The organism is Saccharopolyspora flava, assembly GCF_900116135.1.
Lineage (GTDB): Bacteria > Actinomycetota > Actinomycetes > Mycobacteriales > Pseudonocardiaceae > Saccharopolyspora > Saccharopolyspora flava.
This window is the reverse complement of the sequence record NZ_FOZX01000001.1, coordinates 1,032,854-1,058,962: the sequence shown is the minus strand read 5'-3', so window position 1 is coordinate 1,058,962 and position 26,109 is coordinate 1,032,854. Positions and strand designations below refer to the sequence as shown.

General features: G+C 71.1%; 23 protein-coding genes. 8 read left to right on the top strand and 15 right to left on the bottom strand.

The features are described from left to right. Window positions 1-24: 24 nt before the first annotated feature. Complete coding sequence (locus BM424_RS04835; RefSeq protein WP_093413968.1) at window positions 25-642, bottom strand: DUF3159 domain-containing protein; 618 nt, start codon at window positions 640-642, stop codon at window positions 25-27. Then, on the bottom strand, window positions 639-2,507 hold the full coding sequence (locus BM424_RS04830; RefSeq protein WP_093413967.1) for a S9 family peptidase: 1,869 nt from the start codon (window positions 2,505-2,507) through the stop codon (window positions 639-641). The genes BM424_RS04835 and BM424_RS04830 overlap by 4 nt, the downstream gene beginning before the upstream one ends. Before the next feature lie 157 nt (window positions 2,508-2,664). On the opposite strand from BM424_RS04830, the gene BM424_RS04825 reads away from it, so the two are divergent. The 3 genes from BM424_RS04825 (at window position 2,665) to BM424_RS04815 (ending at window position 7,145) form a co-directional block, all read left to right on the top strand. After that, window positions 2,665-3,411, top strand: a complete 747-nt coding sequence (locus tag BM424_RS04825; RefSeq protein WP_093413965.1) for a helix-turn-helix domain-containing protein — start codon at window positions 2,665-2,667, stop codon at window positions 3,409-3,411. A gap of 148 nt (window positions 3,412-3,559) precedes the next feature. Next, complete coding sequence (locus BM424_RS04820; RefSeq protein WP_245775661.1) at window positions 3,560-4,969, top strand: helix-turn-helix domain-containing protein; 1,410 nt, start codon at window positions 3,560-3,562, stop codon at window positions 4,967-4,969. 283 nt (window positions 4,970-5,252) lie between these two features. Continuing rightward, a complete protein-coding gene (locus BM424_RS04815) occupies window positions 5,253-7,145 on the top strand; it encodes an N-acetylmuramoyl-L-alanine amidase (RefSeq protein WP_139274001.1) in 1,893 nt (630 codons plus the stop codon). A gap of 156 nt (window positions 7,146-7,301) precedes the next feature. On the opposite strand, the gene BM424_RS04810 is transcribed toward BM424_RS04815, so the two are convergent. From BM424_RS04810 to BM424_RS04790, 5 genes are all read right to left on the bottom strand, one after another. Further along, window positions 7,302-9,002: an ABC transporter permease subunit gene (locus tag BM424_RS04810; RefSeq protein WP_093413962.1), complete on the bottom strand. Its 1,701-nt coding sequence runs from the start codon at window positions 9,000-9,002 to the stop codon at window positions 7,302-7,304. Beyond that, window positions 8,999-10,480, bottom strand: a complete 1,482-nt coding sequence (locus BM424_RS04805; protein ID WP_093413961.1) for an ABC transporter substrate-binding protein — start codon at window positions 10,478-10,480, stop codon at window positions 8,999-9,001. The genes BM424_RS04810 and BM424_RS04805 overlap by 4 nt, the downstream gene beginning before the upstream one ends. A gap of 37 nt (window positions 10,481-10,517) precedes the next feature. Then, window positions 10,518-11,789, bottom strand: coding sequence for an MFS transporter (locus BM424_RS04800; protein ID WP_093413959.1), 1,272 nt, complete (start codon window positions 11,787-11,789; stop codon window positions 10,518-10,520). Continuing rightward, the gene (locus BM424_RS04795) at window positions 11,786-12,388 is read right to left on the bottom strand and encodes a GNAT family N-acetyltransferase (protein ID WP_245775601.1); all 603 of its coding nucleotides are present in this window, start codon (window positions 12,386-12,388) and stop codon (window positions 11,786-11,788) included. Before BM424_RS04795 ends, BM424_RS04800 begins: the two co-directional genes overlap by 4 nt. Window positions 12,389-12,587: 199 nt before the next feature. After that, window positions 12,588-13,421, bottom strand: coding sequence for a hypothetical protein (locus BM424_RS04790; protein ID WP_093413958.1), 834 nt, complete (start codon window positions 13,419-13,421; stop codon window positions 12,588-12,590). Between the two features lie 195 nt (window positions 13,422-13,616). Between BM424_RS04790 and BM424_RS04785 the strand changes: the two genes are divergently transcribed. Beyond that, window positions 13,617-14,153: an RICIN domain-containing protein gene (locus BM424_RS04785; RefSeq protein ID WP_139274000.1), complete on the top strand. Its 537-nt coding sequence runs from the start codon at window positions 13,617-13,619 to the stop codon at window positions 14,151-14,153. A gap of 255 nt (window positions 14,154-14,408) precedes the next feature. Here BM424_RS04785 and BM424_RS04780 read toward each other — a convergent pair whose 3' ends face one another. The 3 genes from BM424_RS04780 to BM424_RS04770 all read right to left on the bottom strand — a co-directional run bounded on the left by BM424_RS04780 (window position 14,409) and on the right by BM424_RS04770 (window position 16,150). Next, window positions 14,409-14,765 (bottom strand): hypothetical protein, encoded by a 357-nt coding sequence (locus BM424_RS04780; RefSeq protein ID WP_093413955.1) that lies wholly within the window; start codon window positions 14,763-14,765, stop codon window positions 14,409-14,411. A 47-nt stretch (window positions 14,766-14,812) separates the two neighbouring features. After that, window positions 14,813-15,049, bottom strand: a complete 237-nt coding sequence (locus tag BM424_RS04775; protein WP_093413953.1) for a DUF397 domain-containing protein — start codon at window positions 15,047-15,049, stop codon at window positions 14,813-14,815. Window positions 15,050-15,283: 234 nt separating this feature from the next. Beyond that, window positions 15,284-16,150: a helix-turn-helix domain-containing protein gene (locus tag BM424_RS04770; RefSeq protein ID WP_093413952.1), complete on the bottom strand. Its 867-nt coding sequence runs from the start codon at window positions 16,148-16,150 to the stop codon at window positions 15,284-15,286. A 271-nt stretch (window positions 16,151-16,421) separates the two neighbouring features. Here BM424_RS04770 and BM424_RS04765 point away from each other — a divergent pair, with 271 nt between their 5' ends. Further along, window positions 16,422-17,216 carry an exodeoxyribonuclease III gene (locus BM424_RS04765; protein ID WP_093413950.1) on the top strand — a complete coding sequence of 265 codons (795 nt, stop codon included), beginning with the start codon at window positions 16,422-16,424 and terminating at the stop codon, window positions 17,214-17,216. A gap of 156 nt (window positions 17,217-17,372) precedes the next feature. Here the strand turns inward: BM424_RS04765 and BM424_RS04760 are convergent, their stop codons facing one another. From BM424_RS04760 to BM424_RS04740, 5 genes are all read right to left on the bottom strand, one after another. Then, window positions 17,373-17,951, bottom strand: a complete 579-nt coding sequence (locus BM424_RS04760) for a dihydrofolate reductase family protein (protein WP_093413948.1) — start codon at window positions 17,949-17,951, stop codon at window positions 17,373-17,375. A 79-nt stretch (window positions 17,952-18,030) separates the two neighbouring features. Next, complete coding sequence (locus BM424_RS04755) at window positions 18,031-18,549, bottom strand: hypothetical protein (RefSeq protein ID WP_093413946.1); 519 nt, start codon at window positions 18,547-18,549, stop codon at window positions 18,031-18,033. Beyond that, window positions 18,546-18,770: a hypothetical protein gene (locus tag BM424_RS28315; RefSeq protein ID WP_139273999.1), complete on the bottom strand. Its 225-nt coding sequence runs from the start codon at window positions 18,768-18,770 to the stop codon at window positions 18,546-18,548. The genes BM424_RS04755 and BM424_RS28315 overlap by 4 nt, the downstream gene beginning before the upstream one ends. Window positions 18,771-18,823: 53 nt before the next feature. Beyond that, window positions 18,824-20,059, bottom strand: coding sequence for an NAD(P)/FAD-dependent oxidoreductase (locus BM424_RS04745; RefSeq protein WP_093413942.1), 1,236 nt, complete (start codon window positions 20,057-20,059; stop codon window positions 18,824-18,826). A gap of 173 nt (window positions 20,060-20,232) precedes the next feature. Beyond that, window positions 20,233-21,726: a S8 family peptidase gene (locus BM424_RS04740; RefSeq protein ID WP_245775600.1), complete on the bottom strand. Its 1,494-nt coding sequence runs from the start codon at window positions 21,724-21,726 to the stop codon at window positions 20,233-20,235. 175 nt (window positions 21,727-21,901) lie between these two features. Between BM424_RS04740 and BM424_RS04735 the strand changes: the two genes are divergently transcribed. From BM424_RS04735 to trpS, 3 genes are all read left to right on the top strand, one after another. Beyond that, entirely contained in the window at window positions 21,902-24,487 is a 2,586-nt protein-coding gene (locus BM424_RS04735) for a bifunctional FO biosynthesis protein CofGH (RefSeq protein WP_093413940.1), read from the top strand. A 286-nt stretch (window positions 24,488-24,773) separates the two neighbouring features. Further along, window positions 24,774-24,995 carry a hypothetical protein gene (locus BM424_RS04730; protein ID WP_093413938.1) on the top strand — a complete coding sequence of 74 codons (222 nt, stop codon included), beginning with the start codon at window positions 24,774-24,776 and terminating at the stop codon, window positions 24,993-24,995. Window positions 24,996-25,052: 57 nt separating this feature from the next. Continuing rightward, window positions 25,053-26,099 carry a tryptophan--tRNA ligase gene (trpS, locus tag BM424_RS04725; protein ID WP_093413936.1) on the top strand — a complete coding sequence of 349 codons (1,047 nt, stop codon included), beginning with the start codon at window positions 25,053-25,055 and terminating at the stop codon, window positions 26,097-26,099. Window positions 26,100-26,109: the final 10 nt, after the last annotated feature.

Genomic DNA, 26,109 nt, shown 5'->3' with positions numbered 1-26,109 from the left:
GCAGAACGTCTTACGCCTGCCAGGTCACGATGGGGTGATTCGTTTGGTGGTGTGGCGGAAGGCCCAGAGGACGACGAGGGCCGCGAGCGCGGTGAGGGGTGTGCCCATGGCGATCTTGGCGAAGGCGAGCCAGCCCGTGGAGTCGGCGAGGTAGAGGTACTCCTTGACCACGAACCGGGCCGCGAACACCGCCGTGACCGCCAGCGAAGCGAGGTAGTGGGCGCGCAGCGCCGAGCGGTTCCGCCGCCACGGCTTGTCGCCGCCGTGCAGCAGGTTCCAGATCACGCCGGTCAGCGGCCTGCCCACCAGCATCGAGACCAGCATGACGATCGCCCCGGCGAGGCTGGCCCAGATCCCGATCAGGAAGAAGTCCTTCGCCGATCCGGTCAGCGCCGCGACGCCGCCGGCCGCGGCGATCGCGATCACGCCGCCCAGGGCCGAGGAGAGCCGTTCGCCGCGCAGCACTCGCACGCCGGTGAGCACCAGGGCCGCAGCGAGGGCGACGCCGATCGCCGCCATCAGCGGCAGGAACGGCACCGCCGTCACGAACACCACCACCGGCAGGGCGGTGTAGAGCATCCCCATCGGCCCGCCGACTCCGTCGACCAGGGCCTGCTTCACGTCGGTGGGCTTGTCGGTCATCGGGCGTCTCCTATGTGGCGGGCGAGGAAGCGGTCGGCGGCGCGGAACATGGTCACCTGGTTCTCCGGGTTGACCACGGCGTGCCCCTCGTCGGGGAACACCAGGTATTCGACGTCGAGGCCGCGAGCGCGGGCCGCCTCGACGATCAGGTCGGACTCGCCCTGCACGACGCGGGCGTCGTTGGCGCCCTGCACCACCAGCAGCGGCGAGCGGATCTTGCCGACGTGGCTGATCGGCGAGCGGGCCAGCATGTCGGCCTCCTGCACCGGATCGGCCGGGTCGCCGACGTAGCGGTACCAGTTGTTGACCAGGGCGGGCCGGACGAACTCGGGCTGGGTGCGCATGAAGTTCGCCAGGTCGGAGATGCCGACGAAGTCGACGACGGCGGCGAAGCGGTCGGGCGTGAACGTGGCGCCGACCAGCGCCGCGTAGCCGCCGTAGGAGCCGCCCATGATCGCGATCCGGTCCGGGTCGGCGTAGCCCCGCTCGATCGCCCAGTCCACGCCGTCGATGAGGTCGTCGTGCATGGTGCCCGCGAACTCGCCGATCGCGGCCTGCATGTGCGCCTTGCCGAACCCGTCCGAACCCCGGAAGTTGACCTGCAGCACCGCGTACCCGCGGTTGGCCAGCAGCTGCACCAGCGGGTTGAAGCCCCAGTGGTCGCGGTGCCACGGACCGCCGTGCACCAGCAGCACCATCGGCAGCCCCGACGGTTCCACGCCGACCGGCAGCGTCAGGTACGACGGCAGCTCCAGCCCGTCGCGGGCGGTGATCGTCACCGGCGTCATCGGGGCCAGCGACTCGGGGTCGAGGTGCTCGTAGGGCTTGAACAGCAACCGCTTCTCGCCCGTGGCGTGGTCGTAGAACCAGGTCGCGCCCGGGTCGCGGTCGTGCTGGAACGACACGATCCAGCGCTTCCCGGCGTCGTCGGACGACAGCTCGCCCACGTCGCCGTCGGAGAGCTGCTCGATCTCGGCCAGCACCTCGGCGAAGTGCGGGTCGATCGGGCGGATCTCCTGGCGCGCGCCCCGGTAGCGGGCGCCCAGCAGCTCGCCGCGCCGGTCGCGGATGAGCGTCGCGGGCGCGGTCGGGAACACCTTCGGGATCGGGTCCAGGTCGAACCTCGGGTGGCCGTCGACCTCGGTCCGCTCGCCGGTGGCCAGGTCGACGCGGACCAGCCGCAACCGGTCGCCGTCCTCGTACGAGCCGATCCACATGCCGGTGCCGTCGGGCGTCATCTGCGACAGGTGACCCACCGGGTGGTCGGCACCCGGCAGCAGCGCGATCCGCCGCAGCTCGCCGCCGGGATCCGGGCGGAGCAGTTCGAGATCGCCGTCGGCGGTGATCCCGCTGGCGAGCAGTTCGCCGGACGCCTGGAACCAGGTCCGGCCGGGTCCCGGGCTCTGCGCGAGCAGGGTGATCTCGCCGGTGGCGACGTCGATCTCGTGCAGGTCGAACTCGGCCGGGGTGCGCGCGTTGAGCAGCACCGCGAGCTTCCCGGGCCGGCCGATCGACGGTTCCATCGAGACCACCCGGGCCCCCGGGAACGGCGTCAGGTCCACCGCGGGCACGCCCGGGGCGTCGATGTCGGCGCGGTGCAGGTGCCAGTTCTCGTCGCCGCCGGAATCCTGCAGGTAGAGCAGCCAGCGCGGGTCGTCGGCCCAGTGGAAGTTCTCGACGCTGCGGGTCTCGTCGGCGGTCACGCACACCGGTTCGGAACCCGGTTCGAGGTCCTGCACCCACACGTTGAGCCGGTTCTGCCAGGGCGCGAGGAAGGCGATCCGGGTGCCGTCCGGCGCGATGCGGGCCTTGAGCCGGCGCGGCTCGGTGAACAGGCTCTCGACCGAGAGGTGAGCGGGTTTCATGAAGGTTCCCCCATGTCGGTGTCGGTGGAACCAGTCCAAGGCGTGCCGCAGCGGCATGCTCAATACCCTGAAGAGGTGACGCGGGTCACGGTTGACCGTGCCGCAGCGGCACGGTTTTCACTCGGAACCGCACCCACGAGACGACGAGGAGCAGCCGGTGGCCTGGAGCACCCGTGAAATCGCCGAGCTGGCGGGCACGAGCCTGCGCGCGGTCCGGCACTACCACGAGGTCGGTCTGCTCGACGAGCCCGAACGCCGCGCCAACGGCTACAAGCAGTACGGCGTCGCCCACCTGGTGCGGCTGCTGCGCATCAAACGGCTGGTCGACCTCGGCTTCTCGCTGTCCCAGATCGCCGCCATGGGCGACGCCGACACGCACCCGGAGGAAGCCCTGCGCGCACTGGACGCCGAACTGGCCGCCACCATCGAACGACTCCAGCGGGCCCGCGTCGAACTCGGCCTGCTGCTGCACCAGTCCGTACCCACCGACCTGCCGCCCGAGCTGGGAGCGCTCGCCGACGGCGCGGAGATGAGCGAGGCCGACCGCTCGTTCCTGGTCGTGATGTCGCGGGTCATCGGGCCGGACGCGCTGGAGGCCTACGCCGAGATGCTGCGCTCCGCCGGCAAGGAGGCCACGGTGCCGGAGTTCGACCACCTCGCCGCCGACGCGGACGAGACCACCCGCGCCGAGGTCGCCGAACGCCTCGCCGGGCTCACCACCGAGCTCTACCGGAAGCACCCCGGCCTGCTCCACCTCAACTCCGACGCCCCGCGCGGCCCCCGGCACGCCCGGGAAACCGCGGGCAAGGCCCTCGCCGACCTCTACAACCCCGCGCAGCTCGACGTCCTCCGCCGAGTCCACGACCTCGTCAACAGCACTCCTCCCCGGTCGGGCGATGGGTGAGGTTTCGTGGGTGGTGGTGGGGAAGTTTTCATGAAAACTTCCCCACCACCCCACGAACAGGTCGTCTTCGTCCCGGACCCGGTGAGCCGCGCGGTGATCCGTGGTATCCCGGTCGTTCTCGACGAACCGGGGAGCGGAATTGGACGATGTGCTGCGGGAAGTGCGGCGGCAGGTGGTGCGCGGCAGGCAGCCCGATCTCGCGAAGATGCTCGACCTGATCGCGCGTCACGCCGACGCGCAGATCGCCCTGCTCGACGAACCCGGCCGAATCCGGGCCCGCACCAAGGGTTTTCCCGACGAGGTGCTGCCGGGGCTGAGCGGGTTGCTCGGGCGGATGTCCGCCGGGGAGCTGGATTCGGCCTCCACCCGGGAAGGGGCGCTGCACGTGCAGTGCGAAGCGCTCGGGCATCGCGAACCGCGCCCGGTCCTGGTCGTGGCGGGCGACACCGCGCCCGATCAGCGGACCGCATCGCTGGTCTCCGAAGCCGGGAGCCTGCTCGTCCTGCTGCTGCACGCCCACGAAGGCGAACGCGCCCGCCGGGCCTACGACGACAAGGCGCGGCAGGTCCGGGTCGGCGTGATGCACGCGCTGCTGTCCGGCGAACCCACCCTGGCCCGCCGGATGACCAGCGGCGCGGTGCCGCCGCTGCTCGACGCCGAGCGCCTGCGCGTCTACCTGCTGCGCTGCACCAACGACGAGCGCGACCGGATCGTCCGGTTCCGCCAGGACCCGTTCGGCTACCACGGCTCCGACCTGCTGGTGCAGTGCCCGGTCTTCGACGACCACCTGATCTGCCTGGTCGCCGAGCAGGCGGATCGCGACGACGCGCTGGAGACCTCGCTGCGCGCGGCGGTCCGCGACAACGACGACTTCTCGCTGGGCGTCAGCGGAGCGCAGCCGCTCAGCGCCACCGCCGAGGCCTACGCCCAGGCCGCGCACGCGCTGACCGCCGCCCGCATCACGCCCGAGCGCGTCGCCCACTTCCACGGCCGCTGCTCGCTGGGGGAGGTCCTCGGCGCCAGGGGAGGGCAGCGGTGGGCGCGGGCGTTCCTCGCGCCGCTGCGCGAGGCCCCCAAGACCAGCGTCGACATCACCCGCCTGTCGATGATGCTGCCGCGCTCGGGCGTGGCGAAGCTGCTCGGGTTCAGCCGCAACACCGTCGCCGCGCACCTCGCGCGCGTGGAGCGCAGCCTGGGCGTGGATCTCGCTGACGTGCGCTCGCGGGCGGCCGTCAACCTGGCGCTGGCGCTGAGCGGGACCGGCGACGAGGGCCCGCCGGACGCGCCCGAGTCGCTGCCCGAGCTGCTGCGCTCGGAATCCGCCGCGTCCTGGGCGAGAGGTCTGCTGCGCCCGCTCGACGAGCGGTTCCGGCGCACGCTGCGCGCCTGGATCGACGCCAACGCCGACGCCCGGCGCGCCGCCGGTGAGCTGGGCATCAGCCGCAACACCGTCCGCGCCCACCTGGTCGCGGCCGAGTCGGCGCTGGGGCGCGACCTGCTCACCACCGGCGGCGGGGTGCACGACGTCGTGCACGCGTTCGACGCGCTGGACGGGTGAGCAGCGTGCACGCATCCGGGCCGATCCTGCACACCGTGCACGGTGGGCGAGCCGGGCTGCCCGTCCTACCTTCTCCGGAGGAGGTTCGAGCGCGGGAGCCGAGGCGGGCTTCGTCTGGGGGTAGGCACGCCCCTCCCGCGTCAGCGGGGTGGAGGTTTCGAGACCTCCACCCCCTCTCCGGGGGAGTAACGAGGTGGTGGCGGTTGCGTAAAACCGCCACCACCGGAGCAAGCGGAGGAGGACATTCCTGTTCGGCGGACTGTCGCGGAACGGGAGGCCCGGGGTGAGAAGAAGACTGCGCGCGTGGAGCACGGCGGTGGCGGCGGGACTGCTGATCGGAACCGCACCCGCGACCGGAGCACCTGCGATCGGGGCACCCGCGCCGGACGCGGCAGTGCAGCGGGCCTTCGAGTCCTCGGCCGCCGAATTCGGCGTTCCCGCACCGATTCTGCTGGCGACCTCCTACCAGCTGACCCGCTGGGAGGATCACCGCGGCCGGCAGAGCCGCGCCGGCGGCTACGGGCCGATGCACCTCACCGACGTCGATCTCGCGCAGCTGCGCGAGCAGAACCCCAAGCTGCGCGGCCTCGCCGACCACCCGGCGCTGCACACGCTGCCCGAGGCGGCGAAGCTCGTCGGCGCTTCGGCGGAGTCGGTCGAGCGCGATCCGGCGAGCAACATCCGGGCCGGGGCCGCGCTGCTCGCCGAACGCGCCGAACGGCTCGGCGGCGGGACGCTGCCGAGCACCCTCGGCGGCTGGTACCCGGCCATCGCCGAACTCAGCGGAAGCCCGCAGGTCAGCGGTGCTCGGGACTTCGCCGACAGCGTCTACGAGGTGCTCGGCCAGGGCCGGGAGCGCACCACCGCCACCGGTCAGCACGTCGGGTTCGCGCCGGTCACCGGCGTGACACCGGACCGGGACCTGGCGCGCACCGGACTCGCCGACGACGAGTCGGACGCCGCCGCCGAGTGCCCGGAGTCGCTGCACTGCCGCTTCCTCCCGGCCGCCTACGCGCCCACCGACCCGCAGGACCCGGCCGCGGGCTACGGCAACTACGACACCGCGCAGCGCCCGAAGGACGTCAAGATCGACTCGATCGTCCTGCACGACACCGAAGTCTCGTACCAGACGGCGCTCTCGCTGTTCCAGGACCCGGCGAACGGGGCCTCCGCGCACTACGTCATCCGCTCCTCCGACGGGCAGATCACGCAGATGGTGCCGACCGAGGACATGGCCTGGCAGGCGGGCAGCTGGGACCGCAACACGCGCTCCATCGGCATCGAGCACGAGGGCTGGGCCAACGACGGCGGAACCTGGTACACCGAGGCGATGTACCGCTCGTCGGCGAAGCTCGTGCGGTACCTGGCCGCCGAGTACGGCATCCCGCTGGATCGCGAGCACATCCTCGGGCACGACGAGGTCAGCGCCGACAAGCCCGGCAGCGCCGGGACCGAGCACTACGACCCGGGCCCGTACTGGGACTGGGCGCACTACATGAGCCTCGTCGGCGCGCCCCTCGACGACGGCCGGGGCGCGGGCGACGCGGTGACGATCTACCCGCGCTTCGACACCAACCAGCCCCCGGTCACCGAGTGCCCCGACGACGTCTGCCAGGACCTGCCCGCGCAGCCGGCGAACTTCGTCTACCTGCGCACCGAACCGCGCGACGACGCCCCGCTGCTGAGCAACCCCGCGCTGCACCCCGGCGGCGAGCCCGGCACCACCCGCATCGAGGACTGGTCGGCGAAGGCCGCCACCGGCAGGCAGTACGCGGTCGCCGAGCGGCGCGGCGACTGGCTGGCGATCTGGTTCGGCGGCGAGAAGGCGTGGCTGCGCGACCCGGACGGGCAGAACACCGCCCCCGCCCTCGCCGCCGACCTGGTGGAACCGCGACGCGACGGCATCCCGACCTACGGCATGGCCGCCCCGGCGCCGGGCGACTACCCGGAGGGCGTCGAGCCTCCCGGGATCGAGCCGCTGCCGTACGTCATCCCGGCCGGGCAGGCCTACGTCGCGGGCGACGACGCGGCCGCGCGCGACTACTACGTCGTCTACGACGGTCTCGACGACCCGAACAACCACACCGTCGTCGAGGGCGACGAGCAGTACGTCCGGATCTCGTACCACCACCGCTGGGTGTACGTGAAGCGCTCGGACGTCCGCCCCGTCACCTGATCGCGCCTCGCGCGGGGGCAGTTTTCATGAAAACTGTCCCCACACACGACCACGGAAGTTTTCATGAAAACCTCCCTCCCCGTGAGGGCGGAGCCTCCGTGAGGACTCCCGTGGTGGGGAGGTTTTCATGAAAACTGTCCCCCTCCCAGGACGCCGCTACCGGTGCCGGTGCGGGGTCAGGGCCGCGGTGAGGCCCAGGAGGGTGAGGCCCGCCGTGGGGAAGGCGACCGCCCAGGGCGCGGTTTCGGCGTAGTCGAGGGACTGGGCGAGGATCGCGCCCCACTCCGGGGAGTCGTGCGGCGCCGCGAGACCGAGGTAGCCCAGGCCCGCGAGGGCGAGGGCGTTGTGCGGCAGCCGCACCAGCGCGTGCCGCAGCACCGGCGGCAGCACCGACGGGAGCAGGTGCCGCCGCGCCACGTGCGCCCGCCCGGCACCGGAAGCCCGTGCGGCGCGGACGAATCCCGCGTCCCGGACCTCGGCGACCAGCGTCCGCGTGTGCACCGCTAGCGGAATCCACGCCACGGCACCGACCGCGATCACCGCGCCCGCCAGCCCGGGCCCGGTGACGGCCGCGACCACGATCCCGGCCAGCACCGGCGGCACCGCGTTGAGCACGTCGGCCACCCCCGCGCGGGCGCGCGTCATGCCGACGACGACCCCGATGACCAGCGAGATCATCCCGATCACGAGCGATCCGCCGATGCTCAGCAGCGCGCCGTGGCCGAAGCGGGCCAGCAGGTCCCGGCCCAGCGCGTCGGTGCCGAACGGGTGCGCCGCCGTCGGCGCCGCGAGCCGGTCGGTCAGCGAGATCGCGCTCGGGTCCCGCAGCAGCCCGGCCACCACGGCCACCGTCAGCACCCCGGCCGCGACCAGCGCCCAGCGCGGGCTCCCGCCCGAGTCCGATGTGGACTGCGGAAGTCCCGCGCCGTGCAACGCCGGACCCAGCACCCACCGGTGCGCGAGCACCCCGATCCCGCCGAAGGCCAGGCCCAGCAGCGCGAGCACGATCACGCAGCCCTGCACCACCGGCAGGTCCTGCGCCAGCACCGCGCGCAGCGCCGTGGCCCCGAGCCCGGGGATCGCGAAGACCGTCTCGACCACGATGCCCGACCCGAGCAACCCGACGAACAGCAGCACCAGCTGCGGCAACGTCACCGCCACGGCGCGTCGCAGCACGGCCCGCAGCACCACCCGGCGGCGCACGCCGTTGGCCCGCCACACCCGCACCCACGGCTCCGACAGCGCGCCGTCGATCGCGCTCGCCAGCACTCGGCTCAGCGCCCCGGCCGCCGGAAGTCCCAGGGCCAGCGCGGGAAGCGGCATGTTCGCCGGACCCGTCCAGCCCGACGTCGGCGCCAGCCGCCAGTGCGCGGCCACCACCACGAGAAGCCCCGCGGCCAGCAGGAACTCCGGCAGCGCCGCCAGCACCGCACCCGCGGCCACCGCACCTCGCCCGACCCCGCCGGTGCCCCGGGCGGCCCGCCGCAGGCTCGGCGCGAGCACCAGCAGCGCGCACACCAGCGCCACCAGCGCGGCGACCAGCGCCAGCGTCACCGACACCCCGATGGCCGGGCCGATCGTCTCCGACACCGGCACGCCGCTGACCCAGGAACGCCCGAAGTCGCCGCGCACCGCACCGGCCAGCCAGCTCAACGCCCCGGTCACCGGGTCGTCCGGGATCCCGGCGGCGTGGCGGATCGAGGCGAGCACCGCCGGGTCGAGCTCCTGCTCGGCGGAACGCGCGCGCAGCACCGTCCGCGCCGGGTCGTCGCCGCTGAGCCACGGCAGCGCGCCCACCACGAACGCGGGAACCAGCACCGCTCCCGCGACCAGGAGCGGGAAGCGCAGGAACCTCATGCGCCGAGCGAGGTTTCGGCGGTGATCAGCCGGTGGTCGTAGCCGTCCTGCGCCACGCCCCGCACACCGGGCGCGACGCCGATGCGGGTGCGCTCGTGCACGATCGGCACGATCGCGTCGGTGCCGACGATCTGCCCGGCGATGCGCACCGCCGCGCGCTCCCGCTCCTCGATCGGGGCCGGCCGGGCGGCGTCGACGGCGGCGTCGATCGCCGGGTCGCACAGCCGCGAGAGGTTGTAGCCGCCGTCGCAGGTCCAGTCGCTGCTCAGGTAGCTGATCGGGTCACCGGTGTCGACCGAGTAGTTGCGGGCCCCGATCACCACGTCGAAAGCCCCGGACAGCAGGTCGGATTCGATCGTCGAGTACTCCTGCACGACCACGTCCGGCACCTCGAACCCGGCGGCGCGCAGGTTCTCGGCGACCACCGAGGCGATCTCGGGCAGCTCGGGGCGCTCGTCGTAGGTGGCGATGCGGATCGTGCCGCGCGCCGGACCCGGCGCCGCCGCGGGGCGCGGCGCGTCCCCGGCCCACGGGCTGGCGGGCCCGAAGAGCCCGCGCGCCGCATCGGCCTGACCGGCGTAGACGCCCTGGGCGATGGCGGCGGGGTCGATGGCCTGCCGCGCCGCCGCGCGCGTCGCCGGGTCGGCGAACACCGCCGAGCGGGTGTTGAGGTGCGCGCCGACGAGCCGGGGCAGCGGCACGTCGAGGACCTCGTTGCCGGTCACGGCCGGCAGCTGCGAGACCGGCACCGTGTCGACCACGTCGACCTCACCCGCCCGCAGCGCGTTCGTGCGGGCCGCGCCGTCGGCGATGAACCGCGCGTCGATCCCCGAGGTCTTCGGCGCCCCGCCCCAGTAGCGGGGGTTCGCGCTCAACGTCGCGCCGGAAGCGCCCTGCACCGAATCCAGCACGTACGGGCCGGTTCCGGCGCGCACCGGGTTCGGCGCGGACGGGTCGGCGTAGGCCGACGGGGCGAGGATCACCAGCTGCGACGCGGTGAGCCGCTGCGGCAGGACCGGGTCCGGCTCGGCGGTGGTGATCTCCAGCGTCCGCTCGTCGGCGGCCTTCGCGCTCAGCCGCACGCCCTTGATCGCGCGCGGCGGGGTGGTGGCGGTGGTGACGTGGTTGATCGAGGCGGCGGCGTTCTCGGCGGTCAGCGGCGTGCCGTCGTGGAAGGTGACGCCGGGGCGCAGCGTCAGCCGCAGCGTGCGCGGATCGGTCTGCTGCCAGCTCTCGGCGAGCCCGGGACGCGGGGTGCCGTCGGGGTCGAGGACGGTGAGGGTTTCGGCGGTGCCGAGCTTGGTGAGCAGCAGCGCGTCGTCGCTGTAGGGCGAGAGGTTCGCGACCGGCTGGAACGACAGCGCCACGCCGAGCCGGTCGTCCGCGCCGCCTCCCGGGGCGGCGGCGAAGCAGCCGGAGAGCAGGAGCGCGCCGGCTAACAGCGCGACGACGCGGACCAGTCGCTGGGGCGAGGGCATGCGGGTACGAACCTCCTCGGGTGCCGGAACACCCAGATTAATGAGAACGACTTTCATTCCTGTACCGCTTGGCGAGTGCCAGCAGCGTGAGACCACCCACAGCGGGCAGCACCGCCAGCACCGCCCACGGCACCGGCGCCGCCGGTCCCGGGCGCGCGGCCAGGTCGAGCAGCCCACCCGCGACACCGCTGCCGACCAGCACCGCCAGACCACCGGCCGAGGACAGGAACCCGTAGTACGAGCCGAGATTGCGGCCCCCGGCCAGCCGCGGCACCAGGTCCTGGGCCACCGGCACCGCGAGCATCTGCCCGCAGGTCAGCAGCACCACGAACACCGACGCGGGCAGCAGCGACAGCCCCTCGGGCAGCGCCCACGGCGAGAGCACCGCGACCGCCGCGAAGGCCAGGCTGAGCAGCCCGAATCCCAGCGGCAGAGCGCGGTGCGCGCCCAACCGGGTCCGCGCCCACGCCGCCATCGGCAGCTGCCCGAACACCACCAGGCCCGAGGCCAGCGCGAACATCCAGCCCAGCGCCCAGTCCGCGCCCGACCGGCCCAGTTCCACCGGCAGCGCCAGGTAGAGCTGGTTGTAGCTGAGCAGGTAGGCGCTGTAGCCGGCGGCGAACACCAGGAACGTGCGGTTGCGCGCGATGTCGGCCCACCCGGCCAGCAGCGGACGGCGCTCGGCGCGCGGCCCGCGCGGCAGGAAGCGCGCGTGCGCCAGCAGGATGATCGCGAACACCGCGGCCGCCACCGAGCAGGTCAGGCTGAAATCGACGCTGAGCAGCGCCGCCCCGAGCAGCGGCCCGGTCACCGCACCGACCTCGCCGCACACCGCGAACAGCCCGAACAGCTCGGTGCGGGTGATGACCCCGCGCTCCTCCAGCTCGGTTCCCTGCACGGCCAGCGCCGATTCGACGGCGGGGGAGAACAGCGCCGCGGCGAAGCCGATCAGCACGGTCCCGATCAGCACCGTCGCGAAGTCCCCGGCGGCGGCCAGCACGACGAAGCCCGCGATCCGCACCGAGCAGCCCGCCAGCACCGTCGGCCGCACGCCGAAGCGGTCCGCCAGCGCGCCGCCGAGCGCGAACATGCCCTGCTGGCTGAACGTCCGCACGCCGAGCACGATCCCGATGGCCCACCCGGCCATCGCCAGGTCGTCGGCCAGGTGCGTGGCCAGGAACGGCACCACCAGGTAGAAGCCGATGTTGAAGGCGAGCTGCGTGAGCAGCAGCAACCGGGCGAGCCCGGGCAGCACCGCGAACCGCGCCAGCAGCGACCAGCGGCCGCGCCGGGTGTCGGTGGCGGTCACGGGCGGGGGCGCTGGAGCGGGACCGCCTCCGCCACGACCGCCTCGTTCGCGGAGACCGGCAGCAGCGGGATCTCGAAGTGCACGACCGGCTCGCCGCCGGGCCGCTCGTCGAGGACCTCCTTGGCGAGGCTCCGCCAGAACGGCTCGGCGCCGTCGATCTCGGGATTGGTGTGCAGGTAGGCGGTGTCGTATCCGGTGTCGGCGGCGAACTCGCAGCACAGGTCCACCAGCGCCCGGGCCAGTCCCCGCCTGCGGTGGGCGGGGCGCACGTAGGTGCGCACCAGCTGCGCGGTCGCCCCGCGCGCGTAGTGCTCGGCCAGCCACAGCGGGTTCGGCGGGCTCTTCGGGCCGCCCGAGCGCACCCCGCCGGTGGCCACGACCTCGCCGCCGAGCTCGGCGACGAACAGCGCCTGACCGGGCGTGCGCAGGTAGGTCCGCTCCAGGTCGATCACGTCCGCGTGGAACGCGGGCACGTACCCGGTCCCCATCTCCCGGTAGAACGTGTCCAGCATCAACGACCGAGCGCCCTCGACGTCGTCGATCCCGGCCCGCCGCACCGAGTACTCCCCGACCTGGCCTTGCCCGCCCTGCCGCACCACGACCACAACCCCTCAACCGGAACAGCTCGTTCCGAGCCTAAACACTCCCCACTTGCTGTAGCAACAACCTGGCAACAACCGCGAGACGAAGATCGCACCCGGTCATCGGGTCAAAACCTGCGGTATTCGACCGGTCAAAAACCGCGGTATTCGACCCGACGAATACCGCGGTTTTTGACCCGGGGGAGGGTGAGGAGGATCAGGAGCGGCGTTGGGCGGCCTGGTCGAGGAGCTGGCCGACCGTGCGGCGGCCGACGGCGGTGTCGCCGTTGAAGCGGCGCAGCAGCTCGACGCGGGCCTCGGTCGCCTGACCTTGGGCGACCTGCAGCAACAGCAGGTCCTTGTCGGCCGAGGGGAGGTCGGTCACCCAGGCGCCGAGGGCCTTCGGGTCCAGGGCGTCCTGCAGCGGCGTGCTGTTCTCGGCCGCCACCGCCAGCAGGTCGTCGTCGAGCCGCAGGAACTCCGCCAGCCGCCGCTGAGCCGGGGTGAGCTGCGTCAGGCCCGGCGGCACGACCGGCTCCGGCTCGTCCTCGGCGTCGGTGTCGAAGGCGAACTCGTCGCGCTCCCACGCGCCGTACCCGGCCAGCCACGCCAGGTAGAGCGGCCGCAGATCGCCGCCGATGATCTCCTCGCGCACCACCGCCAGCTCCGGCAGCAGGTCCTCGTGGCCCACCGGGGGATCGGCCGGGTCCTCCTCCTCGCTGAGCAGGTCCAGCACCACGTGCTCCTCGGAGCTCCAGACCTCCACCCGCTCGGCGACCTCGAACTCCTCGGCCAGCGAGTCGTCCAGCGCCGACAGCGGGATCCGCAGCATCAGCCGCCGGGTGCTCCAGTTCGTCACGTGCAGGTGCGCGTCGTAGTAGGACTCCACGAGCACGTCGGGATCACCGCGGAACGACCCCTGCTCGTAGAAGGCGACGAACGAGGTCTCGTCGACGAAGGCCACCTCGGACAGCTCCCGGACCTCGGCCTGCTCGTCATCGCTCAGCGGCCGCTCGACCGCGAGGAACTCGTAGTACTGGTACTCGCTCAACAAAAACCCCGCAGCTCCGAGGAAACATCGAGCCGCCAGGCTACTCAGCGGAAGCGTCGCGCGGGTGAACGCCTCGGCTTCGCCCGTTGTGATTACTGGCCGAGAGCACCCGGGGAGGCGCTGGTAAGTATCGGTTCCGGGCGAACCGGACCGGCTCGCCAACCCCGAAAAACCTTCATAGTGGAGGAGATCGACATGAGACGCGCTCGCTGGACGTTGGGTGCGCTCGGCGCGCTGGCGGCACTGACCGTCGCGCCCGCGCTCCCGGCCTCGGCCGATTCCGTGCTCATCACCAAGATCACCAACGTGGCGGACGGGTCCCGCTGGGTCGTCGACGGCTCCGACGCCGCGATCACCGCCGTGGCACCCCACTCGACGCCGCAGCCCCGAGCGGCGGACCTGTGGGCCATCACCAAGCGCCCCGACGGCTCGATGACCATCCAGAGCAGGCAGAACCACCAGTGCGCGACCGCCCAGGAACGCGCGGACGGCGAACTGCGCACCACCGCGTGCGACGCGAACTCCGACGCCCAGACCTGGACGGTCAAGCGCCGCAACGACGGAACCGTCGTGATCAGCCCGAAGTCCGCGCCCTACCTCGTCGTCGCGATCCAGCAACCCCCGGCCAAGAGCGGCACCCTGCGGCTCACCGAACGAGAACAGGTCACCAGCGATTCCACCCAAGCCGACCACCACGCGATGGACACCCAGGCCTTCAAGCTCGACATCTGACCGGCCGAAAAGGCGGCTGCCCCACCGGTTCCGCGGTGGAGCAGCCGCCTTTTTTCATGCCGTGAAGCGGAGGGCCGGGTTCCCGCGCGCTGGGGGACTCGAAAGCGCGGGAACCCGGCCCTTCGGGGGTGCCCGAACCGGTGCGCGGGAATGGGGGGTTCGCGAACCGGTTCTCGGACGGGGGTTTCGCGGCAGCAGGACCAGGCCCGGGGTGGGACGAGCCCACCGCGAATCAGGTCCTGCCGCGAACCGGGGTCACGCCGTGACGGCGAGCCATCGGGATCGGCCGGCGTGGGTCGGGACCCAGCAGCCGGCGGCTTCCGCGCCGGTCTCCGGCAGCGGTTCCGGCATGGCCAGGAGTTCGTTGATCACGTCGAGCGCGGGACCGTTGGTCCGCCACAGCACGCGGCTGGGGAAGAGCACGTCCGGCTCGTCGGCGGGGATGCGCGCGGCGTCGGCGTCGTTCTCGCCGAACAGCTGCAGGATGTCGAAAACGCCGCGGTGCACGCGGATTCCGACCACGGCGACCAGGCTTCCGCTGGCGTCGCGGGGATGCGTGAACTGGAAGTCGCGGGCGACCAGGGCTTGCAGGCCGTTGGTTATGTCGTTCATGGCGCCACCGTTGTTCGTCGTAGGGGCTCAGACCATGCGGCGACGGGTCAGACGATCAGGTCGTCGAACTCGCCGTCCTTTGCTCCGTTGAGGAACGCTGCGATCTCGTCCCTGCTGTAGACCAGTGCCGGGCCCTCGGGGTAGCGCGAGTTTCTGACGGCAACCCCGCCGTCGACCAACGGTGCCAGCTCCACGCAGTTGCCCACCGCTCCGCTGTGGCGGCTCTTGCGCCAGTCAGCGTTGGGAAGCTGCTTCGCGGGCATGCCGTTCTGGATGTTCGTCATCCGAACCCCACCCTTCCCCGACTCTCGTCTTGCACCGATCATCTGCACGTGCAGTTGATCGTGCACCGAAGGTATCAGTTGCAGATGCACGGCAAAATGCACGTGCAGAGCACTGAGATCGTGATCACACGGATGGCGGTACGCCGAACGACGGCACTCGGTGCCGGTTGCATGGCGAAGGTAGGTTCTTGATCGACCGAACGGCCTACGAGCTGGGAATTTCCCGAGTTTCGCTCAGAGTTCCCGGAGCCGGTCCTGCAGCATCTTGCGGGTGCCCTCCGGGGTCAGCGCGTCCACCGCGAGACGGTGGCTGACCTTGCTGTAGATCTCGATCTCTTCGGGCTTGTCCAGGTACAGCGCGCCGCAGAGGTGTTCCAGGTAGACGATGTCCGGAATCTCCGGCTCGGCGAACCGCAGGATCGTGTAGGCGCCCTCGGCGGCGGAGCGGCCCAGCGCGAACGGCAGCACCTGCAGCGTGACCGTCGGCAGCTTCGTGGCGTCGAGCAGCGACTCGATCTGCTCGCGCATCACGCTCTTGCCGCCGATCGGGCGGTGCAGCACCGACTCGTCGATCACCGCCCACACGCGCGGCGACTTCGGCTGCGCGAACATCCGCTGCCGCTGCATGCGCAGCCGGACCCGGCGGTCGACCTCCTCGTCCTCGGCCTCCGGGCGACCCTGGCTGGCGACCGCGCGGGCGTAGCGCTCGGTCTGCAGCAGGCCCGGGACGAACTGGAGCTCGTAGGTCTGGATCCGCGAGGCGGACTCCTCCAGGCCCACGAAGTCCTGGAACCACGGCGCCATCAGGTCGTTGTAGCGGTTCCACCAGCCCGGCTCGTTGGACCGGCGCACGAGGTCCAAAAAGGACTCGCGCTCGGACTCGTCCGAGACCCCGTAGAGGGTCAGCAGGTCGGCGACGTCGCGTTCCTTGAAGCCGACGCGGCCGAGCTCCAGCCGGCTGATCTTGGATCCGGAGCCGCGGATGGCGTAACCGGCGTCCTCGCGGGAGATCTGCTTGGCCTCGCGCAACCTGCGCAGCTGGCTGCCCAACACGAGACGGCGGGCCGTGGGGCCGCTTCCCGTGGCGCTGTCCGGGGCCACGCAAGACCTCCTGCAGGAGTTATTCAGACGCTCTACGACCCGTTGTCGAGTCGGAGTGGTGGAACGTTACGAGAGGCGATCTTAGTGGAATACCGCCGAAGGTCTAGTGGCTTCCCCGAGCCGATCCGACTTGCCCAGGTCAGGCCCGCGAAATCGGCGCATTCCCGGAGTGTTGGAATCGGGCCGAATCGGCCGAACGAGTCGATCAGCGGCCGAAATCACTCGTGCGGGGCGGTTCGCGAAGGGAAAGGCGGTGGTTAGGCTCGGTGGTGTGCTGACTTTGTCAACGGTGAATGTAAATGGTTTGCGCGCGGCCTCGAAGAAAGGCTTCGTCGAGTGGCTCGCGGGAACCGGTGCGGACGTGATCTGCATGCAGGAGACCCGCGCCGAACCCGACCAGCTCACCGCCGAGGTGCGCGAGCCGGAGGGTTGGCACACGACCCTCGCCCCGAGCTCGGCGAAGGGCCGCGCGGGCGTGGCGATCTACAGCCGCACCGAACCGGAGGACGTGCGCATCGGATTCGGCTCCGCCGAGTTCGACGACAGCGGCCGCTACGTCGAGTGCGACCTGCCGGGCGTGACGATCGCGAGCCTCTACCTGCCCAGCGGCGAGGTCGGCACCGCGCGCCAGGACGAGAAGGAGCGCTTCATGAAGGAGTTCGGCGAATACCTCGCCGGCCTCCGCGAGCGCGCCGCCTCCGCCGGTCGCGAGGTCGTGGTCTGCGGCGACTGGAACATCGCCCACCAGGAGATCGACCTGAAGAACTGGAAGGCCAACAAGAAGTCCGCGGGCTTCCTCCCGGAGGAGCGCGCCTGGCTCACCGAGGTCTTCGAATCCGGCTACACCGACGTCGTCCGCAGCCTCCACCCCGAAGGCCCCGGCCCGTACTCCTGGTGGTCCTACCGGGGCAAGGCCTTCGACAACGACTCGGGCTGGAGGATCGACCTCCAGGTCGCCACGCCCGGCTTGGCCGAACGCGCCACCGAAGCCGTCGTCGAACGAGCCCCCACCTACGACCAGCGCTGGTCCGACCACGCCCCCGTCACGGTGACCTACGACCTCTGACCGGGGGCCCGCGGGCGGAATTCCGATCGCGATCTCCGGGAGAATCGCGGAAGTTCGCGCGATTCCTCGGAATCCCGAAAAACTGTGATGTGACAACGGCTGTCGTCAACGTTCGCGACGTCGTCATTGAACGTTGTCAACAACGGTATTCCGCTTTCAACGACGGCGACGGTAAGTGAGGTGGACCACTCCGCTGGCGAAGGGCTTCACCCCGGCGAGGTCGTACTCCTCCGGGGAGAATTCTCCGTCGAACAAAGGGATTCCCGCGCCAGTGGACACCGGGTGCAGCTTGATGATGAGCTCGTCGATCTCCGGGCGGAGGGCCGCTGCGAGCCTGCCGCCGCCGCAGAGCCAGATCCCCGCGCCGGGCTCGCGTTTGAGCTCGCGAACCCGTTCGAGGGGGTCGGTGGCGACGAATTCGACCGTCGGATCGGGGCTTTCGGTGATGCTGCGGGAGAACACGATGCTGCGCAGGTGCCGGTAGGCGTTGGTGATCCCCGCCCGCATCCCGATGTCCCAGCTGCCCCGCCCTTGCAGCACGGTGTCGAAGTGCTTGTTCGGTGCCCCCTCGACGCCCAGCGCCGGCCGGACGTGCGTGGGCAGCAGCTCCGGGTACTCGGCGCGCAGGAACTCCCCGTGGTCGCCTTCGTGCAGGAAGAAGTCCGGGTTCCCGTTGTCAGGCCCCGCGATCCGCCCGTCGATCGTCGACGCCACCATGTACGTCATTCTTCGCAAACCAGACCTCCCCACAGTCCCCGATGACTGTAGACGGGCTCCGCCGCCGGCGTGACCGATTTTTCCGTCGTCCGTCGGGTCAGGCGGTCAGGATGCGGGAGAGCTCTGCGCGCTCCTTGTTGTCGCGCAGCATGTTTCGGGCTCGCACGATGTGATCCGTCGCAGCGATCTCGACCTCGTGCGCGGTGATCTCCGCTCCGGCGTTGAGGTGGCGGGTCGACCAGTCGACCACCTGCGACCAGGAGTAGAGGGCCCATCCGTCGCCGGACATGGCCGGTGGAAATCCGCCGGGGCCGCGCTTCGCGGCGGCGAGCAGCCGAACGCTCTCGTAGCTGCGATCCAACCTCGCGGCGACCGTGCGCAGCGACACCAGGTCGTCGGTCCGCACTCCCTCCACGCGAAAGCCCGCGCTCTCGGCGTCTCGGATCGCCGAGACCAAGGCCTGGGCGAGGCTGTCGGCCTCCCTGGTGAAGTCGAGAAGTCCGACTCGGTCCCGCTCTTCGACCGCGGCGTCATCACAACCCGCCTCGAAGAGCGCGTCGTGCTCCTCCTCGTTCGGAACGCGATCGAGGATCAGCGTGAACTCGTGGCTGTTCATGAGCACTCCCGGTGTCGTGCGCAGAATCGGTGGATCTTGGCGGCGTCGTTCTCGGGCACCCTGGGCGTGCACCAGACGGAGAACCTCCCCTTGCAGCGCATGCAGACGATCACGCCCCAGCGGTGGCCACTGTGTCGCTCGATCACGATGAGGCCCTGCTCCCTGGCGTGTTTGATCGCCTCGGCAATGGCTTTCTTGGGGTGCCGCCCACTGCTGATCACGTTGTGAGTATCCAACAGTGTGTTGCGAGTGTACAACACACGACCGGGTGGTGTCAGCGGGCGATGTGTTCGTTGAGGGGGACCGAGAGGTCTTCGAGGGCTTGGCGGTCGACCGTGGTGGCTGAGGTGATGAGGGTTTTGATCTGCTCGCCGACGTCCCAGATGTTGACGTTCATGCCCGCCACCACGCGGCCTTCGGAGAGCCAGAAGGCGATGAACTCGCGGGCTTCGACGTCGCCGCGGAACAGGACCTCGTCGTAGCCGTCGGGGTCGACGTGGCCCAGGTACTCCATGCCCAGGTCGTACTGGTCGGTGAAGAAGTACGGCAGCTCCGAGTAGGTGCGGTCGCCGCCGAGCATCGAGGACGCCGCGACGGCGGGCTGGTTGAGGGCGTTGGCCCAGTGCTCGACGCGGATCTGCTTGCCCAGCAGCGGGTGGAAGGCGTTGGCGACGTCACCGGCCGCGACGATGTTCGGGTCGCCGGTGCGCAGCGTCGCGTCGACCAGGACCCCGTTGTCCACGCGCAACTTCGCCTCCGTGGCCAGCTGCACGTCCGGGTCCGCGCCGACCGCGACCAGCACCGCCTGCGCCTCGATCTCCAGGCCGTCGGTGAGCCGGACGCCGGTGACCTTCCCGGACGGGGCGAGGATCTCGTCGACGGCGGTGGTGAAGCGGAACGCCACACCGCGGTCGCGGTGCAGGGCGGCGAAGACCTCCGCGACCTCGCGGCCGAGCACCCGCAGCAGCGGCAGCTCGGCGGTCTCCACGACCGTCACCGCGACCCCGGCCTCGCGGGCCGCGGCGGCGACCTCCAGGCCGATCCAGCCCGCGCCGACGACCACCAGGTGCTCGATGCCGGACAGGGTCTGCTTGATGCGGTCGGAATCGCCGACCCGGCGCAGCTGCAGGACGCCGTCGGCGTCGTGGCCCGGGACCGGCAGCGAACGCGGGTGGGCGCCGGTGGCCAGCAACAGCTTGTCGAAGTCGAGGTGCGTCCCGTCGGCGAGTTCCAGCCTGCGCAGCGCGCGGTCGACGTGCCGCGCGGAGGTGTTCAGCCGCAGGTCGACGTCGTTGTCGGCGTACCAGGACTCCGGGTGGACGTAGGCGGAGTCGAACTCGGCGCCGCCCATCAGGTACTCCTTGGACAGCGGCGGTCGCTCGTAGGGGCGATGCGATTCATCGCCCAGCAGGGTGATCCGCCCGTCGAATCCCTGGTTGCGCAGCGCCTCGGCGCCCTTCGCGCCGGCCATGCCCGCGCCGACGATCACGAAGTTCTCGGAATCTCCCACCCCCGAAGCGTCCTGCCACCCCGGGAACCGGGCAACCGGAGCCACCGGCCCCGGACCAGCCGCGTTCGGGTGAACCGACCCCCGGACCCCTCAAGTCGAATACCGGGGTTTTCGACCCGACGAATACCGCAGTTTTTGACCGGTCAAAAACTGCGGTATTCGACTTGAGGGCCTTATCGGGTGACTGCGTTGAGGGCGTTGATGAGGCCGGAGCCGTAGAAGCCGGTTCCGGTGGGTCCTCCGGCGCAGACCGCGTCGACGACGCCGTCGCCGTCCCCGTCGTAGTCCTCGGGGCAGGGGAGCGGGTCGGACTGGTCGTTCAGGGCGCCGATGACCTGCTGGGCCGTCCAGTCCGGGTGGGTGCTGCGGACCAGCGCCGCGACGCCGGCCGCGTGCGGGCCCGCCATCGAGGTGCCCTGCATCCAGCCCCAGCCGCCGCCGGGAACGCTGGAGAGGATGCGCCCGTTGGCCGACGGGGTGTCCGGGATCTGCCGGGCGTCGCCGCCCGGGGCGGTCACCGAGATCGAGCCCTGGCCGTAGTTGGAGTAGTACGACTTGACCGCGTTCACGCCGACCGCGGACACCGCCACCACGCCCGGCAGCTCACCGGGCAGCACGTGGCACTCCGGACCGGTCTGGCGGTCCTGGGTCGGCCCGCCGTTGTTCGGGCTCTCGGTGTCGTGGATCGGTTGCGACAGGTCCCAGTTGCTGTTGCCCGCCGAGACGACGTTGACCACGTCGTGGCCCTGGGCGTAGGCGACGGCGCGGCGGACCGCCTCGGCCGCGGCCTTCTGGTCCGGGTCGCTGTCGCACCACAGGAACCACGGGTCGACGAAGTACGAGTTGTTGGTGACGTCGAAGTCGTGCTCGGCGGCCCAGATGAAGCCGCAGATCGCGTACTCGGGGTAGATGAACCCGCCGTCGTCGATGACCCGCACCGAAGCCAGGGTGACGTTCGGGGCGACCCCGGCGACGCCGACGCCGTTGCGGGCGGCGGCGATGGTGCCGGAGACGTGGGTGCCGTGGTCCTGCGTCGGGTCCTGCGGCTGCCACGCGTCCTGGTTCTGGTCCGGCACGCCCTCGTTGACGCAGCTCACCGAGCGGGAGACGTCGAGGTTCGGCGCCAGGTCCGGGTGGGTGGGATCGATGCCGTAGTCGAGGACGCCGACCGTGATGTCCTTGCTGCCCTGCGAGATCGCGCTGGCCTGATCGGCCTTGATCTGCGGCAGGTCCCACTGGTCGGCTTCCAGCGGTTCCTTGCCGTCGGCCGCGGTGGTGCCGACGGCGCCCGCGTGCCCTTCGAGGGTTTCCAGCTGCGTGGACTCGGTCGGCGGCAGCTGCTCGGCGAGGTTGCGGCTGGCGCCCGCCTGCTCGACGCCCGGCTGCTGCCGGACGGTCGCGGCGAACGCCGGATCGGGCGAGCTCGCGACGACCACGCCGATCTGCGGCCAGCTCTGCACGACGGTGCCGCCGACGGCGCGCACCGAGTCCTCGGTCTGCGCGAGCCCGTCGCCGACGGGGCCGACGACCACGAAGTGCGCCGGAACGGCCGTGCTCGCGGGCGCTTGTGGCGCCGAACCGAGCAGGCCTGCGGGTAACAGCAGCGTCAGGGCCAGGGCCGATCCTGCGATCCGCAGCGAACGGCCTCTCCTACTTCTGCGCGACAACGTGTCCCTCCCAGGAGACGAAGAATTGGTGCACCCAGTGGCATTCGTCCGGATTTTGCGCCTGATTCGGGGACACTCGGTAGGTCTTAACGGAGCAATTCGGTAGCCGAAAGTGAGGGACTGCGCACGCGTGTGACGGCTGGGCAACGACTTCGCGCCGACTTAGAGTCGTCAGGTGTCGGTTGCAGATCTGAACATCACCCCGCCGGAACAGACCCCCAGCGCATCGGCGATGCGGCGCGCGCTGCGCCGCGCCACCGACGGCGTCACCCTCGACGCCACCGAGGCCGCGGTTCTGCTGCACGCGCGCGGCGATGACCTGGACAAACTCCTGACCGCAGCGGGCAAGGCCCGCGATGCGCACCTGGTCGCCGAAGGCCACCCGGATGTCGTCACCTACAGCCGCAACGTGTTCATCCCGCTGACCAGGCTGTGCCGGGACCGGTGCCACTACTGCACTTTCGCCACCGTCCCGCACAAGGTCGAGTCCGCGTTCCTGGAGCGCGACGAGGTCCTGGAGATCGCCCGCCAGGGCGCCGCCGCGGGCTGCAAGGAAGCCCTGTTCACCCTGGGCGATCGCCCCGAGGAGCGATGGCCCGCCGCCCGCGAGTGGCTCGAGGCCCGCGGCTACTCCTCCACAGTGGACTACGTCCGGTCCTGCGCGATCGCGGTGCTGGAGGAGACCGGGCTGCTGCCGCACCTCAACCCCGGCGTGCTGTCCTGGTCCGAGCTGACCAGGCTCAAGCCGGTCGCGGCCAGCATGGGCATGATGCTGGAGACGACCTCCGAGCGGTTGTGGAGCGAGAAGGGCGGCCCGCACTACGGCAGCCCGGACAAGGAACCCGCCGTCCGCAAGCGGGTCCTCACCGACGCCGGACGCGTCGCGGTGCCGTTCACCAGCGGAATCCTCATCGGCATCGGTGAAACCCGCACCGAGCGCGCCGAGTCGCTGCTGGCGCTGCGCCAGTCCGCCCGCCAGTACGGGCACATCCAGGAGATCATCGTCCAGAACTTCCGGGCCAAGCCGGACACGGCGATGCGCTCGATGCCCGACGCGGACCTGCAGGACCTGGCCGCCACCATCGCCGTGGCGCGGCTGCTGATGCCCTCGGGTGTGAGCGTGCAGGCGCCGCCGAACCTGGTCGGCGAGGAGCACCTGCTGATGCTGCGCGCCGGCATCGACGACTGGGGCGGTGTCTCGCCGGTGACCCCGGACCACGTCAACCCGGAGCGCCCGTGGCCGCACATCGACGAGCTGGACGAGCTCACCGGTCAGGCCGGGTTCCGGCTGCGGGAGCGGCTGACCGCCTACCCGCGCTACGTGCGCAAGGGCCTGGCCGGGGACAGCACGCAGTGGCTGGACCTGCGGGTCGCCTCGCACGTGGACGCGCTGTCGGACGCCGACGGCTTCGCCGATCCCGACGCCGAGATCGTCGGTCGCGAGTGGCAGGAGCCGGACGGCGGGTTCGAGTCGATCGGGCGCACCGACCTGCACCGCAGCATCGACACCGAGGGTCGCAGCGAGGACCGGCGCACCGACTTCGACACCGTCTACGGCGACTGGGACGAGCTGCGCGGTCAGGTGCCCTCGGCGGCGTCGCCGGAGCGGCTGGACGCCGACGTCAAACAGGGCCTGCGGCTGGCCGAGTCGGACCCGGCGGTGCTGCTGGAGGAGCAGCACCACGAGGCCGCGATGGCCTTGATGACCTGCGACGGAGCGGCGATGGACGAGCTGGCCGGGATCGCCGACCGGCTGCGTCGCGAGGTCGTCGGCGACGACATCACCTACGTGGTCAACCGCAACATCAACTTCTCCAACATCTGCTACGTCGGCTGCCGGTTCTGCGCCTTCGCGCAGCGCGAGCGCGATGCCGACGCCTACCGGCTGTCGCCGGAGGAGGTCGCCGAGCGCGCCGACGAGGCGTGGCGGGCCGGGGCGACCGAGGTGTGCGTGCAGGGCGGCATCGACCCGCGGCTGCCGGTGTCGGGCTACGCCGACCTGGTGCGGGCGGTGCGCGAGCGGGTGCCGGAGATGCACGTGCACGCGTTCAGCCCGATGGAGATCGTCAGCGCCTCGGCGAAGGCGGGCGTGTCGGTCGAGGACTGGCTGTCCGAGCTGAAGGAGGCCGGTCTGGGCAGCATCCCGGGCACGGCGGCCGAGATCCTCGACGACGAGGTCCGCTGGGTGCTGACCAAGGGCAAGCTGCCCGCGGCCGAGTGGATCGAGGTGGTCAGCACGGCGCACCGGCTGGGCATCCCGTCCTCGTCGACGATGATGTACGGCCACGTCGATCACCCGGAGCACTGGCTGGGGCACTTCCGCACGCTGGCCGGGGTGCAGGACCGGGCTCGGGAGCACGGTCAGGCCGGGTTCACCGAGTTCGTGCCGCTGCCGTTCGTGCACCGCAACGCGCCGATCTACCTGGCGGGCCTGGCCCGGCCGGGGCCGACGCGGCGGGACAACCGGGCGGTGCACGCGATGGCCCGGATCCTGCTGCACGGCCGGATCGACAACGTGCAGACCTCGTGGGTCAAGCTCGGCGACGCCGGGACGACCGAGGTGCTCAACGGCGGCGCCAACGACGTCGGCGGGACGCTGATGGAGGAGACGATCAGCCGGATGGCCGGATCCGAGCACGGATCGGAGCGCAGCGTCGAGGAGTTGCACGAGCTGGCCGGGCGCGCGGGGCGCACCGCGCGGCAGCGCACTACGACGTACGGGCGAGTGGGTCAGGTGCAGCTCGGCATCAGCGCTGTGTAGGGGCCTGAATACTCCATTTGAGTGAGATTCAGGTCTCTTGGTGACGCGGGGTGGGGCCGGTGAGCCGCCGGCCCCACCGCTCACCTGCGAAAGCACTGATCAACAACCCGGGGAAAACTGCTTAGGTCCGGAAAATATGATCACCCTGTCGTGGTTGGTTTACGCAAGGCAACCGCGATCGCAACAGGCGGTCGGTACTGTCCGCCATCGGACCACACGAGTAGATGGCCCCCGAAAGGGTCAACTTTCGCAGGGAGGCACGCTGTTGCGTAGCCGAATATCTCGCGTGATCGGGCGGGCTTCCGCACCCGGTGCCGTCGCGGCAGCGCTCCTGCCGACGACCGCGGGCCTCGCCGAAGCCCAGCCCGGAGTCGTCGTCCTGGCGGCGCCGTCGATGGACTCGCTCGGCCCCGTCGGCCTCAGCGCCGTCGTGCTCGGCGTCGCGGGCATGGTCGTCGGCGTCTTCCGGAAGAAGAAGATCCAGCCGGAGAACCAGCGCAAGGGCTGAGCCCGGTCTGCTGAGCCCGGTCCCGGGCGCGGGGCGGCGCTTGCGAGAATCGGACCCGTGAGCAGCGACAGCCCCGCAACCCAGACCAGCGAACAGTCCGAGGGCCGGCGGCCCCGCGTCCTGTCCGGCATCCAGCCGACGGCCGACTCCTTCCACCTCGGCAACTACCTCGGCGCCCTGCGGGAATGGGTCACCATGCAGGACACCTACGAGTGCTTCTACAGCGTCGTCGACCTGCACGCCATCACCGTCGAGCAGGACCCCGAGCTGCTCCGGCAGCGCACCCGTCTGTCGGCGGCCCAGCTGCTCGCGCTCGGCATCGACCCCGACCGCTCGGCGCTGTTCGTGCAGAGCCACGTCCCCGAGCACGCCCAGCTGTCCTGGGTCCTGGAGTGCATGGCCGGGTTCGGCGAAGCCGGCCGGATGACCCAGTTCAAGGACAAGTCCGCGCGCCAGGAGGCCGACCACGTCAGCGTCGGCCTGTTCACCTACCCGATCCTGCAGGCCGCCGACATCCTGATCTACCAGGCCGACGCGGTCCCGGTCGGCGAGGACCAGCGCCAGCACCTGGAGCTCACCCGCAACCTCGCGCAGCGCTTCAACTCCCGCTTCGGCCAGACCTTCACCGTCCCCTCGGCGCACATCCCGAAGGACACCGCCAAGATCTTCGACCTGCAGGACCCGACCTCCAAGATGAGCAAGTCGGTGCCCAGCGGCGTGATCGAGCTGATGGAGGAGCCCAAGCGCTCGGCGAAGAAGATCCGCTCGGCGGTCACCGACACCGAGCGCGAGATCCGCTACGACGTCGAGAACAAGCCCGGCATCTCCAATCTGCTGGCGATCTACTCGGCGCTGACCGGCCAGAGCGTCGCCGAGCTCGAAACCGCCTACGACGGGCGCGGCTACGGCGACCTGAAGAAGGAGCTCGGCGAGGTCGTCGTCGAGTTCGTGACGCCGCTGCAGCAGAAGGTCAAGGGCTACCTCGACGACCCGGCCGAGCTGGACAAGGTCCTGCAGCGCGGCGCGGACAAGGCCCGCGAGGTCACCGCGCAGACCCTGCAGACGGTGTTCGAACGAGTGGGATTCCTGTCGCCGATGCGCTGACGTGATCAAC